This is a genomic window from Serratia sp. NA_112.1, assembly GCF_052691715.1.
Genome location: NZ_JBQZFO010000019.1, coordinates 1 through 16,357 on the forward strand (window position 1 = coordinate 1; position 16,357 = coordinate 16,357).

At 47.4% G+C, this 16,357-nt stretch carries 16 protein-coding genes, 1 tRNA gene and 2 pseudogenes; 6 read left to right on the forward strand and 13 right to left on the reverse strand.

Going from position 1 to position 16,357, the window contains the following annotated elements:
* Together ACUTQ5_RS21400 and ACUTQ5_RS21405 are read left to right on the forward strand one after the other, a co-directional pair.
* Nucleotides 1-823: VENN motif pre-toxin domain-containing protein (locus ACUTQ5_RS21400; RefSeq protein WP_445652884.1), on the forward strand; the 823-nt coding region annotated here is incomplete at its 5' end.
* Nucleotides 820-1,185, forward strand: coding sequence for a hypothetical protein (locus tag ACUTQ5_RS21405; protein ID WP_445652885.1), 366 nt, complete (start codon nt 820-822; stop codon nt 1,183-1,185). The genes ACUTQ5_RS21400 and ACUTQ5_RS21405, both read left to right, overlap by 4 nt.
* Nucleotides 1,186-1,219: 34 nt before the next feature.
* On the opposite strand, the pseudogene ACUTQ5_RS21410 reads toward ACUTQ5_RS21405, so the two are convergent.
* Both ACUTQ5_RS21410 and ACUTQ5_RS21415 read right to left on the reverse strand, forming a co-directional pair.
* A pseudogene (locus tag ACUTQ5_RS21410) lies at nt 1,220-1,564 on the reverse strand (hypothetical protein).
* A gap of 198 nt (nt 1,565-1,762) precedes the next feature.
* Nucleotides 1,763-1,954, reverse strand: a complete 192-nt coding sequence (locus tag ACUTQ5_RS21415) for a hypothetical protein (RefSeq protein ID WP_445652886.1) — start codon at nt 1,952-1,954, stop codon at nt 1,763-1,765.
* A 208-nt stretch (nt 1,955-2,162) separates the two neighbouring features.
* Here ACUTQ5_RS21415 and ACUTQ5_RS21420 point away from each other — a divergent pair.
* Nucleotides 2,163-2,289: pseudogene (locus tag ACUTQ5_RS21420) on the forward strand (CHC2 zinc finger domain-containing protein); the annotation flags it as partial.
* Nucleotides 2,290-2,827: 538 nt separating this feature from the next.
* Nucleotides 2,828-3,988, forward strand: a complete 1,161-nt coding sequence (locus tag ACUTQ5_RS21425; RefSeq protein ID WP_445652887.1) for a glycosyltransferase family 9 protein — start codon at nt 2,828-2,830, stop codon at nt 3,986-3,988.
* A 350-nt stretch (nt 3,989-4,338) separates the two neighbouring features.
* On the opposite strand, the gene ACUTQ5_RS21430 is transcribed toward ACUTQ5_RS21425, so the two are convergent.
* From ACUTQ5_RS21430 to ACUTQ5_RS21460, 7 genes are all read right to left on the reverse strand, one after another.
* A complete protein-coding gene (locus ACUTQ5_RS21430; protein WP_445652888.1) occupies nt 4,339-6,018 on the reverse strand; it encodes a TIR domain-containing anti-phage reverse transcriptase in 1,680 nt (559 codons plus the stop codon).
* Nucleotides 6,019-6,635: 617 nt separating this feature from the next.
* Nucleotides 6,636-8,960, reverse strand: a complete 2,325-nt coding sequence (locus ACUTQ5_RS21435) for a primase-helicase zinc-binding domain-containing protein (protein WP_445652889.1) — start codon at nt 8,958-8,960, stop codon at nt 6,636-6,638.
* A 10-nt stretch (nt 8,961-8,970) separates the two neighbouring features.
* Complete coding sequence (locus ACUTQ5_RS21440) at nt 8,971-9,312, reverse strand: DUF5375 family protein (RefSeq protein ID WP_024530888.1); 342 nt, start codon at nt 9,310-9,312, stop codon at nt 8,971-8,973.
* Complete coding sequence (locus ACUTQ5_RS21445; protein ID WP_021807665.1) at nt 9,309-9,572, reverse strand: hypothetical protein; 264 nt, start codon at nt 9,570-9,572, stop codon at nt 9,309-9,311. The genes ACUTQ5_RS21440 and ACUTQ5_RS21445 overlap by 4 nt, the downstream gene beginning before the upstream one ends.
* Entirely contained in the window at nt 9,569-10,114 is a 546-nt protein-coding gene (locus tag ACUTQ5_RS21450) for a host cell division inhibitor Icd-like protein (RefSeq protein WP_445652909.1), read from the reverse strand. Before ACUTQ5_RS21450 ends, ACUTQ5_RS21445 begins: the two co-directional genes overlap by 4 nt.
* Nucleotides 10,115-10,119: 5 nt before the next feature.
* Complete coding sequence (locus tag ACUTQ5_RS21455; protein ID WP_161544886.1) at nt 10,120-10,368, reverse strand: hypothetical protein; 249 nt, start codon at nt 10,366-10,368, stop codon at nt 10,120-10,122.
* A complete protein-coding gene (locus ACUTQ5_RS21460) occupies nt 10,365-10,625 on the reverse strand; it encodes a helix-turn-helix transcriptional regulator (protein ID WP_445652890.1) in 261 nt (86 codons plus the stop codon). The genes ACUTQ5_RS21455 and ACUTQ5_RS21460 overlap by 4 nt, the downstream gene beginning before the upstream one ends.
* 547 nt (nt 10,626-11,172) lie before the next feature.
* Between ACUTQ5_RS21460 and ACUTQ5_RS21465 the strand changes: the two genes are divergently transcribed.
* Both ACUTQ5_RS21465 and ACUTQ5_RS21470 read left to right on the forward strand, forming a co-directional pair.
* Nucleotides 11,173-11,895, forward strand: coding sequence for an NAD-dependent aldehyde dehydrogenase (locus ACUTQ5_RS21465; RefSeq protein WP_445652891.1), 723 nt, complete (start codon nt 11,173-11,175; stop codon nt 11,893-11,895).
* A complete protein-coding gene (locus ACUTQ5_RS21470) occupies nt 11,892-12,131 on the forward strand; it encodes an ogr/Delta-like zinc finger family protein (protein ID WP_445652892.1) in 240 nt (79 codons plus the stop codon). The genes ACUTQ5_RS21465 and ACUTQ5_RS21470 overlap by 4 nt, the downstream gene beginning before the upstream one ends.
* A 419-nt stretch (nt 12,132-12,550) precedes the next feature.
* Here the strand turns inward: ACUTQ5_RS21470 and ACUTQ5_RS21475 are convergent, their stop codons facing one another.
* The 4 genes from ACUTQ5_RS21475 to ACUTQ5_RS21490 all read right to left on the reverse strand — a co-directional run bounded on the left by ACUTQ5_RS21475 (nt 12,551) and on the right by ACUTQ5_RS21490 (nt 16,288).
* Entirely contained in the window at nt 12,551-12,976 is a 426-nt protein-coding gene (locus ACUTQ5_RS21475; protein ID WP_445652893.1) for a hypothetical protein, read from the reverse strand.
* On the reverse strand, nt 12,973-14,832 hold the full coding sequence (locus ACUTQ5_RS21480) for a DEAD/DEAH box helicase (RefSeq protein ID WP_445652894.1): 1,860 nt from the start codon (nt 14,830-14,832) through the stop codon (nt 12,973-12,975). The genes ACUTQ5_RS21475 and ACUTQ5_RS21480 overlap by 4 nt, the downstream gene beginning before the upstream one ends.
* An 11-nt stretch (nt 14,833-14,843) precedes the next feature.
* A complete protein-coding gene (locus ACUTQ5_RS21485; protein ID WP_445652895.1) occupies nt 14,844-16,031 on the reverse strand; it encodes a tyrosine-type recombinase/integrase in 1,188 nt (395 codons plus the stop codon).
* Between the two features lie 162 nt (nt 16,032-16,193).
* Nucleotides 16,194-16,288 (reverse strand) — tRNA-Sec (locus ACUTQ5_RS21490).
* Between the last annotated feature and the right edge of the window lie 69 nt (nt 16,289-16,357).

Below are 16,357 nucleotides of genomic sequence, written 5' to 3' on the forward strand. Positions count from 1 at the left end.
AAGTCAACTGGCCTCAGGACTTGCCGGCGGGCTGGCAACGGGGGATACTGCAGGGGCGGTGACCGGTGGACAAGCCGGCAAGAATGCTGTGGAGAATAACTCGCTTAGCGGTGACAAATCCCGTGAAACGGTTAAACAGGTCGCGGAATCCCTGAAAAATCAGGTCAGGGATAAGCTTGGTGAGGGCACAACGTCTTCCATCGCGAATGCGATAATTAGCGGTCTTGCGGATACAGGCGATGCAGCATTAGGTGGAGCGGATTATGCAGCTGATGCGGCAATGGCGCTGGCGTCATGTGCCACCGGGGATAGTTACTGCGGCACGGCGCTGAATGACCTGGCCGGGAAGAACCAGGCGGTAGCGGACAGCGTGAAAGCGCTGATGAGTAGTGAAACCTGGTCGTCGGTGAAAGACACAATAGTACAGGCGTCTGAAGGAAATCAGCTTGCGCTGGAAGCCACGGGCGGGATGCTGGCCGGGATAATATTGCCGGGTAAGAAAGTTCCGCATGTGCCAAATGCCGGGGCAGTTAGCAATATGAGTGAATTCCTTAAGCAACCAGGCTTTGGTAGTGAAATCAAAGAACTATCCAAAAAAACCAGTAAGCAATATCAGGGGCAAAGTGTCTATCAGGCAAATAAGCCCGTAGGTGATTATATTCAGAAAGGTGATCAGTTTTATTTAGATGCTAAACATAAGGACCATATAGAGGTCTTTGATAGTACAGGAACAAAAGTGAGGGCGGTCCTTAATCTTGATGGTTCATTTAATGACGCAAAAACTAAAGCTGCCAAAGCTGAAGGTCGAAGGTTACCAAAATGATTGATATCAGTATGTTAGATAAGTTTAAAGATGCTTACTTGGAGCTATTAAAGCAGAAAGAGGGAAAAGAGCTTGAGATGGATAATCTTTATTTGGAAAAAGATTATTCAATCGTTGATAGCATTCAGAGCAGCATAAAAAATCTTAACTTAACAATCGAGTTATTCTTTAATGCAAAAGAAAATAACGATGAATTAGCAATGCAAGCAGCTTTGCTACGTATATCAACTTTTTTATCTGGGATATATGGAGTTTTTTATCAAACCACTGAGGATATTGACAGGTTTTTCAAACTTCCTAATGGGAGACATTTCCCGGAAGATTATAAAATCCCAGAGCATTACAACTATCCCATTAAGTAAAACGAATCCCGGCCAATGGCCGGGGTTCTTATATCTAAACCCTAAAAACCTCCACTTCCCGCCGCCGCAACCGGAGCACTCCGGGCGCGGCGGTGACTTCCAGTTGTTCCGCGTTGGTGATCCCAGACTCGGTGAGCTAATCCCCACCAATCACCAGCCCGCCGCTCTGGCGTACCCAGTCCGCGCCCAGATCCGGGCGGTACTGGCTGGCCTCACAGAGGGCTTCCCAGGTGGCATCATCGGTGACAATGGTGATCCACAGGCCATCGTATCTGAGTGCAAGCTGCACCGGTTCACCGAGTCCAAAACCCAGCTCGGCCAGTTCAACGCCAGCGATCGTCAGTTCGGGGATCGGTTCGGGGGTAAAGGTAATGTTCATAGGGCGCCCTCCGTGGCGGGTGCGATGCGGATGATCAACTGACCCGATCTGCTGGCCGGTGGTAAATCCGAGCGGCTCCAGCCAACGCTCCTTGAGGGTGAGCTGTGTTGCTCTGCCATAATCAACACCTTACTAGTTGTTGTGGTCAGCGGGCTGTCGGTGTTGCTGCACCGTCAACCCGCGCTAAAAATCCGCTTGTTAGCTGCCAGTCTCCTGTTGCTGCGCTTGTGCAATCACCGCGTCGAGCATCTCAGCGGCCATCTTCTGCCGGGCCTTCGGTAACTGACTGATTACCTCAATTTGCTGCTCAAGTCGCGAGGCCGGGCCGCGCTTGCGCGGGGTGTGTGCTGTCTCTTCGCCCAGCCCCACTTCCAGAGAAACCGAAAGCAACTTCGCTACAGCAGGCAGGACGGATATCTGTATCCGGCCTCTGCCAGCTTCTCAGGACTATACCGCCTGTTGTGAAACATTAAGCGCGAGTGCCATCTGTGACTGCGTCATGCCAGAAGCCTTACGGAGTTCTGTCATGCGCTTGCCCAGCGCAGCCATAAAAAGTTGTTCTTCGTTGGAAACAGGAGCGGCCATCGTCGTTTTTACCGTTATCTCGCCGGAGAAGAACCTGTTCCACTGCTTCGGCTGTGGTGCGGCGGGGTCGGTGGTTGACTGGCTGATGAAAACGGAAGGCTTCTCGCTTCCCAAAGCGGTGTTGCGGCTGCGTGCGTTCAACGGGCGCGACGGCGTCACTGTGGTAGCACAGGACGGCAGCATCACCGCCACGGCCAGCACCCTGCACAGTGACCAGGGCGCTGTAAGGGTTGTCTGCCTGACGGCCTCAGCTGAAAGGCTTAATACCCGCCCGGCTGCGTCTGTCTGCGGCGGGTCGCAGTCATACCTCCTTGCTCCTCTCCGCCTCGCCAGCCCGGGCCCGGCAGACGGTTCACCGGGCCACAGGCGAGCTGTTGTAAGTATCCCACCCACCCGAAGAATAGTGGTCTGATCCCAGTCAATGACTGGGTGTACAAAACTGTTAGATACAAGGAAGTAAGCCAGTAAAAAAATAATACAGATTTAATTGATTTATTTTTACTGCTCTGCCTACTATTTAGAGTCCACAATGCCGCGGACAACCTTTCCAGGTAATGAGAACCAAATGGCACATAGTTCAAATACTCGATATTGCTATCTGTATCGACAGTTCGGTAGTTAACAAGATACTTCTCTCATGTGTTAATGAGCGATCCCATATGAAAAGTGGAGGAAGTTGTGAGTAAGGATTTGGAAATTTCTATTTCAAGTGGTCGTTTCAAGAAGTTAAGGGAGTGGAACAGGAAACGAAATTACTACTTCAAGGAAGTAAAGCTTAATATTAAGATTTATATTGCAAAGCTTATCTGGGATAAGCGTAGAAAAAGCAATTTTGATATCAAAGTAATCAAAACTGTACTGCTCCTTCGCAATGAAGGAACAATCGGAGATGTTGTGGTTTCAACGCCACTAGTGAAGTGCCTTTATGAGTCGGGTTATAAAGTAGATTTATTGCTTACAAAATCAAGTAGCGTAGCTATGAAATACAACCCCTATGTCAGGCATGTCTACGAGGCTGGGGACTGTAATAATGAAGTATTTTTAAAAAGCTTTAGCCACACAGTTGCAGACTCAACAATTAAATTATTACGTGAAAATAATTATGATCTAGTGGTTGATCTTTGTTTGTTTGATATCCCTGTACATAGAATGATGCTTTTTCGGGACATAAACGCAAAGGGTGTTCTTGGGTTCAATAAATGGGGTTGTATGAATCACTACAGCAAATCCATTTCATTTAAGAATGGTAAGGAGCATGTGACAAAAGCCATTTCCTTGGTGGCATATAACATGGCTCTTGACTTTAAAAATCGTCACGCCTATGACTTGCATATCCCTACAGAGATTACTTTTGAAGTGCAAGAGTACTTAAGCGCATGGGAAGATAAAGTGAAAATCGTTATTAACGCTTTCACTGGAAGTCCAGAAAGGAATTTATCTCAAGAACAATTATCTCAAACTATTGAGATGTTTAGCAAAAAGTTAGATAACATAATTTTTATTATTCTTGATCATAGGAAGGAACTGGATGTACATCTTCCCGATAATGTTGTTATAAATCCATTTAACTCACTGCATCACGTCATGGAGCTGATTAGAAAAGTTGATCTGGTTATTTCTCCAGACACTTCGATTGTACATATCTCTGCCGCATGGAAAAAACCATTAATTTCTGTTTACAAAAACATAACTGACAATAATGACTTGTGGGCGCCAGGTTATAAAGAAGCGAGTCAGATTATTGTTAATAATAGAAAGATATCTGATGTGGAAAACGTTCCCGATCTTATATTACAAGAGGCACGGAGGTGCGGGTATCTAAATAGAATGGATCCTTGAATCTTAGACACCTCGACACTGATGTTAAGATTGTAGTAGCACAGCCAAGTCAGAGGAATAATGGGTTACCGCATAGTCTGGGGGTGCCAGAAAACAGCATACAATTTTGCACCCCCTAAAGCACCCCCAAATATTTATTGATGTAGGTAGAATCCGGTTGAGCTCCGGAGACAAGAATAAACATTTAACCCAGTTATTACGGGCGTTTTATTGAATTCAGGAGAGTGTGGGAGATATTGATTGGCGGAAATCACAGGAGTCTTAAATGAATTACAATCAATTGAAAAAAAAGGATTTTTTAAAAAAACCTCTTTGGATTTATACATAATTCTATACATTTTAGCAATTGCTCAAGGATGCCCCAGCAAATCCCTTACTCTAGAGGCAACTTCAGCCGGGTTTCCGTTGTATACCATGTATAATTTATCAGCAAGAAGGGGGAGTTTATCTTGTACATATTCCTCATCACTAGCTTTTATTAAAGTCAATAATTTTACTTTTCCGCCTTTTATCTCACGGGCTAGAACGCTATTAAGCTCTCTAATAGGCCAGTTTTTCTCAACTGAATTTTTTGAAAGAATAGCAATTACATACTTTGATTTCGCTAATGCATTATTTATTTTATCAACTAATGAATCGCCCCATTTTATTGACAAGTGATCAATAAATGTGACGATTGATAAATTATTCAACTCATCATAAACTGGAACTGCAATTTCATCTTTATCTTCACTAGCATGGCAAATAAAAATATCGTAGGTTTCAGTTTCTTTCATAGCGCGCTTACCCTCTTTTGTTTGCTTCGGATCATTATGCGACATATAAGCCATTAACTTCAAATAACATGGGAAGTCAACCCCCCTTATCATCCTTATAAAACTTAGCCTTCCATATATATGATTTCGGAAAGACTCGATAATGTTTTTTTCTTTCTCTACGCTGCACTCATCAGTTATATTAAAATGTTTTCTAGCAGAAAATGCCCTATCTTTGCACCAACCATGAATCATAGATCTAGTTATTCTAATATAATCACGATTCACATTAACTTTATTGTTAACAACTAGTCCGGTGACTTCCTGCCTCTGCGTTTTTGACTGCAACCTAGTTTTTTTTGAATTAACCTTAAACCCACAAGACTCAATGACCTCATTTAATAAGTCACCGACCTCACATAAACCTTCGCCATCGAGAACCTTCACCAAGTCCTCGGGTGGCTTCTGATTGAATGAAAAAGTAATATCGTCAGCATATCTTGTATACTGTATTTTAAATCTTCTCGCAAGGGTAACCAACTTCTTATCTAAAGAGGCTGCAACTATATTCGATAAAGTTGGTGATGTTGGAGCGCCCTGCGGCAAAACACCATTATAAGTGCAAGCGTGGGCCAATATACTCGCAGCATCATGACCAAAATTAAAAGGCCTAGCTTTGAAAACACCATATATACGAGCAAAAGTTATCGATTCGAAAAAGTTTGATAAATCTATGTTCAGGACATATTTTTTGCCAATGTGTTTTTTAGCGTTTGTCTTTATACTTTTCTCTTTTATAAAACCATGAGCAGCAGCCTTAGGGCGGTAGAAAAAGTCTAGAATTTTCTTTACTCTATTTTGTATTATTTTAACACTGCCCTGTGGTGAGTATATCTTCCTAACTCCTCCCATTTTCTTCTTTACTTCAAACTCAACATAGTTCTCAGTAGTTTTTTTATAGAGGATATATATTAATTGCCCTACTGGAATTTCTAAAATCTCAGCGACATGATTAGCTGTTTTAATTTCAATCTCACCAGTTAATACGGCTGATAATAGACTATGTATATCATTTTCACTTAAACTATATGCTCTAATACTTCGTGGATTCATCCACTTATATTTATTCCCTGTTTTGATGCTTTTCGGCTCAACATATAATAGGGTAGGAAGGAAAGCCTTTCCGCTTTCTCCTCTTATAAAGTTTGCAGCAATTATTTGTTGTTTTAAAAGCATCGGTTTCAAACACTCCTTTGTCGTTAATAGTGGCTCCACCCAATCACCTTACGCAATCCTAAGGACGCTAAGCTCACGAAGCAACTTTGCGGACAATCAGCAACCCTGGAGCAGGGCATTTCTACTAACCTTGCTAAAATCAAAGCGAAACAACTTTGAAAATTTAAGGTGGAGCCATCTAAAAACTAACACGTCCCTAATGGAATTTACAGCGGAAAAATTAGGAAACTCGTATAACGTGACTACTAAGTACAAATGACTGAAAACCACTTTAGCTTTTTCACCACTTCACAAATATAAAGATTTATAGAAAAACTGGTCACACTGTTCACTTTTTGCATTTTATTTATATAAATCATTATGTTATGTTGTGATGAGTTATCCGGGAACTGTACACAACTGTTCACTCCAGCGTGAACAGTGGCGATCGGCAAGCACAAAAAAACCGGCCGGAGCCGGTTTTGCAGTTGCAGTGAAAGAGGGGGAGCGAACGGCCCGCAAGCGGGCCAGAAGGATAACCGATACATTTTCCCTGGTGTTGGACTGTATGCAGTTTATACAAGGGACTATAAATGCCCCACTGCGGCAGCGTCCAATGGGTTCGGCAGATCAATAGCCGCGTATTGATCGGTGAAAACGATCGTGACCGCGTTCACTCAGTGGGCTTCACACTTGGGTAGCCAATCGGCCTCACAATCCTCACTCAGTACCAGGTTGGTCTGTATCCCCTGGTTGGTCTTGCGCTTAAGCAAGGTGATCTCGTATTCGCGCAAGGTCTGCGGGATGGCCCGCCCGAACGCGGTCAGATTGAGCGGGTATTTGTGCCCTCGCGCCTCCATATAAGAGAGGTAAGCGTGATACAGATATTTACGCGGGTTGGCGGGCACAATATTGGCGTTCCCCATATACAGGCCGTGGGGTTCACTCTCTTCCAGCAGGTAGCCACAAAAATCAACCAGCGGATCGGCACTGCGTTTGATCTCCAGCGCTTCATCTGAGTGTTGCTGCGCCTGGAGCAGATCGCGGGCGTCGTTCGGGTTGGCAAAACGTTGCATCAGGTGGCGCACAATCACCGCCAGTTCACCGGTGATTTTGCTAAGGAGCTGCGGATCGCGTTCATGGGTCGGTATTACCTCCGGGAACGGCAGGATCACCCGGCGACGGGATACACCGCCGCTGCGGTCACTGAATTGCATCGGGTTGTTGTTCACCGCCAGGATCACCGCCGGAATATGGGTGGAGTAGCCGTCACGGTATTTCGGATCGATGGCGACAGCATCACCGCCGGTGATCGCCTTGATGCCTGCCCCGTCACCGCTCCATTTCTCCTGGTCAGGCAAGATAATCAGCGAGAACCCGACCACCGAGGCCCGATCCCGTGAGGATTCCAGCGTATCGATAGAGGCCGAGGTGGTGTTGTCTTTCCCCGCCAACAGGCTGGCGATCGAGGCCATCACGCTCTTACCGCTGCCGCCCGGCCCGGTCACTTCCAGGAACATCTGCCAGTCATAGCGGTTTGCCAGCACCATAAAGAGCGCCGCGAGGATACGTTCCCGTTTGTCGGGTTGCTGTCCGGCGGCCCGCGTCAGCCAGCGCCAGAAGTGCGGCGCGTGGTCGGCCAGATTTTCCCCGGCCTTGGATGGGGTGTAGTCCACGCTGTTCACGGTGCGTAGCCAGTAGGTTTTCTGGTGGGCGCTAAACTGGCCGGTGACGGTATCAAACACGCCATTACGAAAGCCAATCAACTGGCGGGCCGGGGTGCCCATCTGCGGCACCATCAGTTTAAGCGTATCCAGGACGCTGCCGATCCCGGAGGCTGAGAACGGGGCGCGGATTTTCTGGAACAGGGCGGCAATTTCCCGGCTGAGTACCCGGTAAGGCAATACCTGCCATGCGCCGTTCTCGTAGCGGCACAAGTCTTCCCCCACCGGCGGCACCGCCAGCAAGTGCTGGTAATGTTCGGCCAGCAGTGCAGCTTTCTCACTGGCGCTCATGGCTTTCAGGTCGGCATCGCTGAGGGTGTCGAATGGGCTAGGGTGCTGCGGTGGGTTAAACGCCTGCAACTGTGCCAGGGTAGGGAGTTTGCCCTGTTGCTGATAGAGATCGTTCCAGTCACCGATCATCGGCGGCAATGCCAGTGTAGCGCCGGTCAGTTGGGCGGCCTCGGTGGCGCGGGTTTGGCCGGTGCCGTTCTCGTCATTGTCGGCGGCCAGCAACAGCAATGCATCCGGGTATTGTGCGCGCAACTGTTGCGCCAGGGCGGGCAGGTTATTGGCACTGAGCGCAATACAGACGCTTTCCCCGGTCAGTTGATGCACGGTCAGCCCGGTGGCGCAGCCTTCCGTTAACCAGATCACCGCGTGATCCGGCCCGGCCAGAGAATGGCAGGTGTCTTTGACCTGTCCCCCGGCCAGGGTGCGCTTGTCGCCTGCGGCGTTGATCAACTGGACGTTAACCACTTCTCCGGCGGCATTGGTCAGCGGCAGTAGCAGATCGCCGGGTTGGTAGGTGATACCGCCCACGCGCAGGGGCTTACCCTGTAAGGTCAAGGTGTCCACATCCGGCCAGCCTTTGCGGCTCAGGTAGGCATTGCCTGCCTGAGGGGCGGCGGCGGCCACCAGTTGGCGGGCCTGTTCGGCGGCCTGTTGCCGGGCCTGAGTTTTATCCTGTTGGCTATCCGGCACCGGTAAGGGAGCATATGAGGTGTTATCCAATACCCCGGCCACCTTACTGGCGGCCTCTTTGGTGGTCACTGCCAGCACTTTTTCGACCAGTGACAGGCCATCCCCACCGCCGCACTGGTTGCAGAACCAGGTTCCGCGCCCTTGCTGGTTATCAAAGCGAAAACGGTCTTTACCGCCGCATACCGGGCAAGGCTGCGCCCGGCCCCCGGCGGTGATGTGAATGCCCAGGGCAGGAAGTAATACCGGCCACTGGCCGGTTGCTGCACGTGAGGTATGTGAAACGTTTAATAGCGTCATCGTCGCCCCCTCAATGCACGGTCGTGTTAGCGGTGGCGGCGAGCTGGTCACAGCACAGTTCGTCCATCATCTTTTGCCCTAACGGCGTCAGGCGGGGAGGGGCGACCAGGATATCCGGTTGCACCATATCCCCCAACATGGCGCACGCCATGTCCATGCCGTCTTCCGGGCCATGCTGACCGACAAAGTAGCCTTCCAACTGCATGGCGATGGTCATTTGCAATTCATCCAGCGAGTAACCGAGGCTAAGCCCATAAAAGGCGCAGGTGTCGAGATAGGCTTGTGCCACCGCACGGCGATACACCGCTGTACGCACTTCAATAGGCAGGCAAGATTGATTGAGTGTGTTCATGCGGCGGTCGCCTCCAGGTTGTGATTGATATGGGATTCGCAGGTGGTGACCACCTGTCCGAGTTGGTCGGTCAGTACCGCCACCACGGAAGCCAGTGCGCTTTGTTGGAAGCTGTCCGGGCGTTGGCCGCAGCAGTTCATCTGATCGAGCATATCGAGGAACAACACCCCGACAGAGTGCGCATGCTGTAGGCGCAGGAAATCGGCGTGCGGGATCGGGTAGTGGGTATCGCTATAGAAACGGGCGGCCAGGGTATTCATGCCACCTCCGCGACAGGCAGACGGCCGGCGAACGACAGCACGTAATCACTTACCAGGGCGCGGCGGGCGGCATGCTCACAGGTGGCGACGGTACGCAGCATGCAGGGCTGTAATGTGGTGGTGTTGCGGCGCACGGCAGCAAACAGGAAGACAAATTGCGGGTGTGACGGGGTGAGGATAGTAGCCATGGTGGCAGCCTCCATTGAGTAATGGTTATCGCTACCACCGAAGTTCCTACACTTATGGGTGGTAGCCCAGACGGGGGTAGGAATACCGGCCTCAATGGATACCGGCCAGCCCGAAGGCTGCCCCGCCTGAGCCACCATTGTTTGATCGCTACAGTAGCATAAAAACCACTGTGCAAAAAATGAGCGCGCTAAGGCCACGACATAAAAAAACACGCTAGGCGCGTGTTGTGTCGCCATTGAGTAACACGGGTTCCTACGCCCGGCTGTCGATTGTGCGACAGCGCAAGGACTATAACGTAGGGCTTGCCGCCAGGGCAAGCCGGAAAACGCATACGGATATTCAATCGATCGCATAGTGATCAACAGTCTGTTAAAACAGAGGTTTTGTAGCTGTCGGCGGCATTGGAAAGCGGTACATGGCGCACTTGGGGCCGGTGGTAAATCGATGGCCCCTGGCAAGTAAGGGCAATCACGCCGTGCTTGGCGCTGTGGCGTTCAGACAGGGCCATTTTAGGGTTCTTGCGCAGCATCAGGATAGCTTCTGCCACAAACAGGGCATCGCTGTGATCCAGGCTAAAGGTTTGTTGGCCGAGCGTCAGGAGCATCATACAGCAGCCTCCTGGTGACGGTTGGCGATACGTTCAGCCATCCATTCTTCAACCTCAGACTCAAGCCAGGCAACATTCTTACCGCCCAGGGAAATCTGGCTCGGGAACTGTGAACGTCCAATCATCTCATACACGGTGGAGCGGGAAAGGCCGGTGGTATAGAGCACCTCAGGCAGACGCATAAAGCGATCGCGGGGCGTTGGCTCGGTCAGGGTTGGCGCGGGGGTAGAACGGGACGGTGTGGCAACTGCAAGCATGGTTATGCTACCTCGTTTATATCCGGTGGTGACTCACCGGGACTGTGTGGACTCTGCGGTAGCGCCCTATTATGTGAATATTTTTCATGATGGCAACAAGGGCTTGTTGTGTGGTGGTGAGCTGTAACTGATTGTAAAATAATCAAATTAAAGAATTGGCAAACATTGGCAACTTAAAGGTAAACAGAGGCAAAAACATTAACCGCTAGAAGTGGTTAAGTGTGGATTAACAATATAAATAAACATTATTAAAGAGGGTTTTTAAGGCTAGCCAGGGAAAAGGTCAATTTTGGGCAGAGTGAACAGTAGTGAACAGTGAGTGATGAGTTTTAAGTCAACTATTCACTACTTTACTTACTGATTTAACTCTATTTTTTATTAAAGTGAACAGTAGTGAATAGTTTATATAAAAACTAAAATCTTGGTGATGGTTTTCTGGGCAATTTCACGGGGTGTTGTCCTGCCGGTGATCCAACGGGGATTGATAGCGATGTTGTGCGGTTATCAACAGAATGGCGACACATTGACGAACACCGGAGACACCACAATGAGTACCACGCTACCCAAGTCCATCACCCAAAAGCTGCAAGCGCTGCGTGATGCCCGCGCCGCCCACGACAAAAATGCCCAGGAGTTAACGGAGGTCGTGACAGGTATCGCCCGTTGCCATCAACAGAAGAAAGACACCGAGGTGGAAAGTCTCGAAGCGGAAAGCCAGTGGCGTACCCTGTTCCGCAAACTGCGTGGGGAAATGACCCCGGAGTTGCAAGCGCAGCACCACAGCCGGATCTCCAAGCGGGAACTGACCAAAGAGTTTGACGGCCTGATTGAAGAAATGGAGGTGGATAAAATGTACCTCCACCTTTGCTGTGGAACGACGGCCCCCAAGCTGGTCGACGCGCACCGAGAGGCTTTGAACGCCTTTGCCGAGCACGCAATGAGCCAGGCCGTGGACGCCCTGGGGAAAGTGCTCCTGAGCGCCGATGTTATCAATGCCTGCTCATTGGCAAAGAAAGCCTACAGTGTTTACCACGATAACCCGATGAGAGTGATTGAACAGAGCGTATTGGGGGCGCTGACTGCGCATGTTATTACGGCTACGGCGCAAAAGAATATTGAGCACCCGGTGCTGAGCGATATCGGTCTGACACAGCCTGAGGAAACGGGGGTATTACCGGCGCTGCGCGACAGCCCAGTCAAACGCTGGCAGTTGGCAACGGAAATAGCGGAAAAACGCAAGAAATTTAAGGAACGGGGGATTAAATCATGATGCGTTGTCCGTTTTGCCGCAGTGGTTCACATACCCGCACCAGCCGGTATTTAACCGAACAGACCAAAGAGGCGTATTACCAGTGCCAGAATATCGACTGTTCCAGCACCTTTAAAACGCGGGAAAGTATTGAGCATGTTATTCAGCGGCCCTTGCCACCGGAAACTATTCCGGCACCGCCTCCAGCGGAACGCCGGACGTTAAACCGTTACGGAAATAATAATCGCCTGCATTGATTGACCATCTCCGCATCTTTTACCAGGATGCGGTTTTTGCTTTCCACCGCTCTCCCGAAACCAGCCTTTTTTCTGGCTAGCCTGCCTCAAACTGCGCGTGCATGCATAGAGTGCATGATTTTGCATGCGTATAATATGCGTGTTTAACCTACCTCGCCCCAGTGCTGGCGCGGCTTCAAGCCCGCTATGCATCTGCATGAAATGCGACACATAAAGCGGGCAGGCGAGGCGGGGATAGCATTGCGCGCAAGCAGTGGAACACATTATTTAAAAATAACGTCTAAATGCGTCGTGATAGCACCTTAATGGTCGCGGTCAGTTCGTGATTGATTGATATGTTTATGAGCAGATAGCACGTCAGAGATGTGAGGAGGCAGGGAAAAAAGCCGCCTGTGATGGCGGCTTAAATATGGGTGTAACTAACAAGCAATCTTAAGATGAGGATAGAAAATCACTTTAAAATCATCAGGAATCGTATCCCTGAGTTGATTAATAAGCTGATTATCCTTAGGGAGGTGCATTGACAACTTATTAAGCATCGCCTCAAGTTTTTCATTGCGATCCCATTGAGTCTTATAACTTGACGAGTCAATTTTTTGGGCGACAGATAGTAATTGCTGTTTATTGTTGTAAATGTATTTCATTTTGATGCAGCTAACACCATCGTCATGAACATCTGAATAAGTCATAACCAGATAAACAAGCTCATCTTTCTTGTAGGTTTCAATATTATGATATTCACTCTCAAATATTGACGTAACTAAATCATGAGGCTGAACCCCTTTTACCATGCAAAAAGAAATTATTTTATTAATTTCCATCATGATCTGAGAATAGTTTGTCATTTAATCATCCTCTCAACTTCTGCGAATACTTTCTCTAAATCATTAATTGATTGGAGAAGAGTTTTGTTATCTCGCTTTTCCACAGGCCCATAGGCTTTGGAAAGTTTAATGAATACATATCTAACCAATATACCATCATTAGCATCTGTTGTCTTTAAATAAGGTACGTAGCGATTAAAAATGTTGTATAGCTCTGAACTTTTTTCACCAATTCCATTATCTATCAGTAAATTAGAAACCCCATCTTGAGCGCGGGTTTTTAGAATTTCTCTCATTAGTTTTCTTGCTTGATGAGGCCTTTTCTCTATTAATTCCGGATCGATTACTTCTGCGGCTTTCTGAACTTCTTTTTCAGCTAAAGTTTGACGCAACGCTTCCAATGCATCATCAGGTATATCAACACCAGATTGTTTAATTAATTCTATTTTTTGACTGACAGAATCACTAATTTCATGACGTTTCTTCTCAAAAAGAGCGTTGAAATCAATATCATCAAGATAGGAATCAGTATCGCTTACATAAGCACTTTCGCTTTCAACACCGGCTAACTCAGTTCCCCTTTCTACATAGTCTCTGTCTGTGAAGCTATATTCCCTGACAGTTGCCCGACGGGCCTTTTCAACTTCCTTTTGAAAGCTTTCCCACATAACATTTAAACCAATTTCTTCATGGAAAATCACTATCCCATTGTTATCAATTTCGAAATGTGTGATCTCAGATTCAGGGATGGCTCGCAAAATTCTTCCAACCACTTGAGCAAAAGCATTGAGGCTTCTATAAGGTCTAAATATGGCAAGAACGGTTAGATATTTGTGGTCATAACCTTCCATCAACATATTAACGGAAATGACAACATCGCATTGATGACGGTCCACTTTCATTAATGCATCAGATAGATCAGTTTGTTCCATTTCACTATGTACAATTACAGAGTTCATTCCTCTATCTTTATACCAAATAAATAAATCTTCTGCATGAGCAATACTGCAACCTACAGCCAATATTTTATGAGGAACCTGAGGGGATGAACTTTTAAGCTCATTGAGTTTAGCAATACTGTGGTCAATAACATCTAACGAACACTCTTTTGATAATGCGATGCTTTTTTCAAGCCATTCTTTATCTTTAAGCTCTAAAACTTGCTCTTTTGTTAGTTTTACACCCGGCTGCTCCGGTGTTATAAAGAATAGCTCATGTGCGTTTACAGTTTCTTTTCTCAGCCATTTGACATATTTATCCCTCATAACCTCAGACAAAGGAGTCTCATGGATTTTTACCCCAGGGATTTCTTGATTATCACCACGGTAAGGTGTTCCGGTAACATGTAATATTTTTGCATTTGAAAAATGCTGGAGTGTATCTTGCCAACTTTGTGCAGGTGCATGGTGTGCTTCATCTATAATAATTAAATCAAAGAAATCGGACGGCACCCTATTTATCAACCCATTACCACGAGCGGATGTTATTTTCTGTATATTTGAGTAAACAATATGACTTTTATCTAAATGCTCATTAGATAAGTCAGAGACATATTCATTAACTACAGGTATATCCTTGCTACTAAATATTATATCGAAGTTTACCCAGAAATTGTCAGCAAGCACTTCTTGAGTCTTACGTATACTATCTTTTGTAATAAGGCCCGGAGTGATAATCAAAACTCTCTTTTTAGCGACACCATAGGGAGCTATAGATATTAACCCACTTTTGCCTGTGCCCGTTGGCAGAACGACAAGTGCCTCTTTATTCTCTTCAACACTGAAGAACTCTTTAATTTTTATATAAGCCTCAATTTGCGGGGCTCTTAGTTTCGTATTACCTTCAATGTTTACTGCTGTATCAAAAAAGTAAGACATAATTATCATCCTTAATAAGTTAGCAAGCTTTCAAGAGGGTATAGTTTATCAGCATAAAATTGGAGCATTCGTCCTCTACCTTCAAGGTACTGGGCATGGTTGTAAACTCCTCGGATGCTATTTTTATCCACATGAGCAAGTTGAGTCTCGATCCAAGCACTATCAAACCCCTCTTCATGCAGTATAGTTGACAACGTATGTCTAAACCCATGTCCGGTTACTCTCCCTTTATAGCCCAATAACTCTATAACCTGGTTTACGCTTTCTTTACTTATAGGCTTTTTACGGTTGTTTCGTCCAATAAAAATGTAAGGATAGTGACCAGTGATCGGTTGTAGTTGCTTAAAAAGCTTAATCGCCTGAGTAGAGAGTGGCACAATATGCGGGCGGCGCATTTTCATACGTTCGGCGGGAACCTCCCAGATTGCCCTCTCAAAATCGATTTCTTCCCAAGTAGCAAAGCGCATTTCTTGTGTACGCACACCGGTCAGCATCACGATTTTGGCGGCGTTCTTGGTAATAATACTGCCGGTATAGCCTTCTAAATCTTTTACGAAGTAAGGCAGCTCCTCTGCTGAAAGGAACGGATGGTGTTGTTGCTTTGGAACAGCCAATGCGCTGGCGAGATCTGGAGCAGGGTTGTACTCCGCCCTGCCGGTGATAATCGCATAGCGGAACACTTCTCCGCACCGCTGACGCACTTTGCGGGTTTTCTCTAGCGCTCCCCTCTTCTCAATGCGCCGAAGCACCTCTAACAGCTCCAAGGGCTTAATTTCAGAGATCGGCCGCTTGCCGATATAGGGGAAAACATCAGCCTCAAAGGTGCTCATGATTTCCTCACGATAGCCGAGTGACCAGCGATCTGCCTTGGCCGTATGCCATTCACGGCTGATAACTTCAAATGAGTTCTCGGCGGAGAGTTTCTGGGCCAGCTTTGCAGCCTTTTTCACTTCACCTGGATCAATCCCTTCAGAAACCTGCTTACGCGCTACCTCACGCTTTGAACGCGCTTCAGCAAGGGAAACTAAGTCATAGGTGCCAAATGACATCAGCCTAGCCTTACCGGCATAGCGATAGCGAAAACGCCAACCTTTACTGCCACTGGGTTCGATCAGGAGTGAAAGGCCTTGGCCGTCGTTGAGTGTATAGGCTTTCTCTTGGGGTTTGGCACGGCGGATTTGTAAGTCAGTTAGCGGCATGTGTATAGCTCAAAGATGTATAGTCAAAATCTATACCCATCAGTATACACATTTTTCACGGATTTAGAGAGAATCCCTCGGACACCCTCGGACAGAAAATCACAGTAACCATTGGTTTTATTGGTGTTTTTTGGATTTATCGGGAGGTATGCGGACAAGCTTTGGCGGAAGATCACAGGAGTCGAACCTGCCCAGGACCGCTGGCGGCCCCAACCGGATTTGAAGTCCGGCCGCCCCACCGGGGACGAGGATCTTCCTTCGGCAACAGGAAGCAAGGGGCTGATTATAGCGCAGTTTACCCTTGGCGCTAAGAGGGAAATACGCTA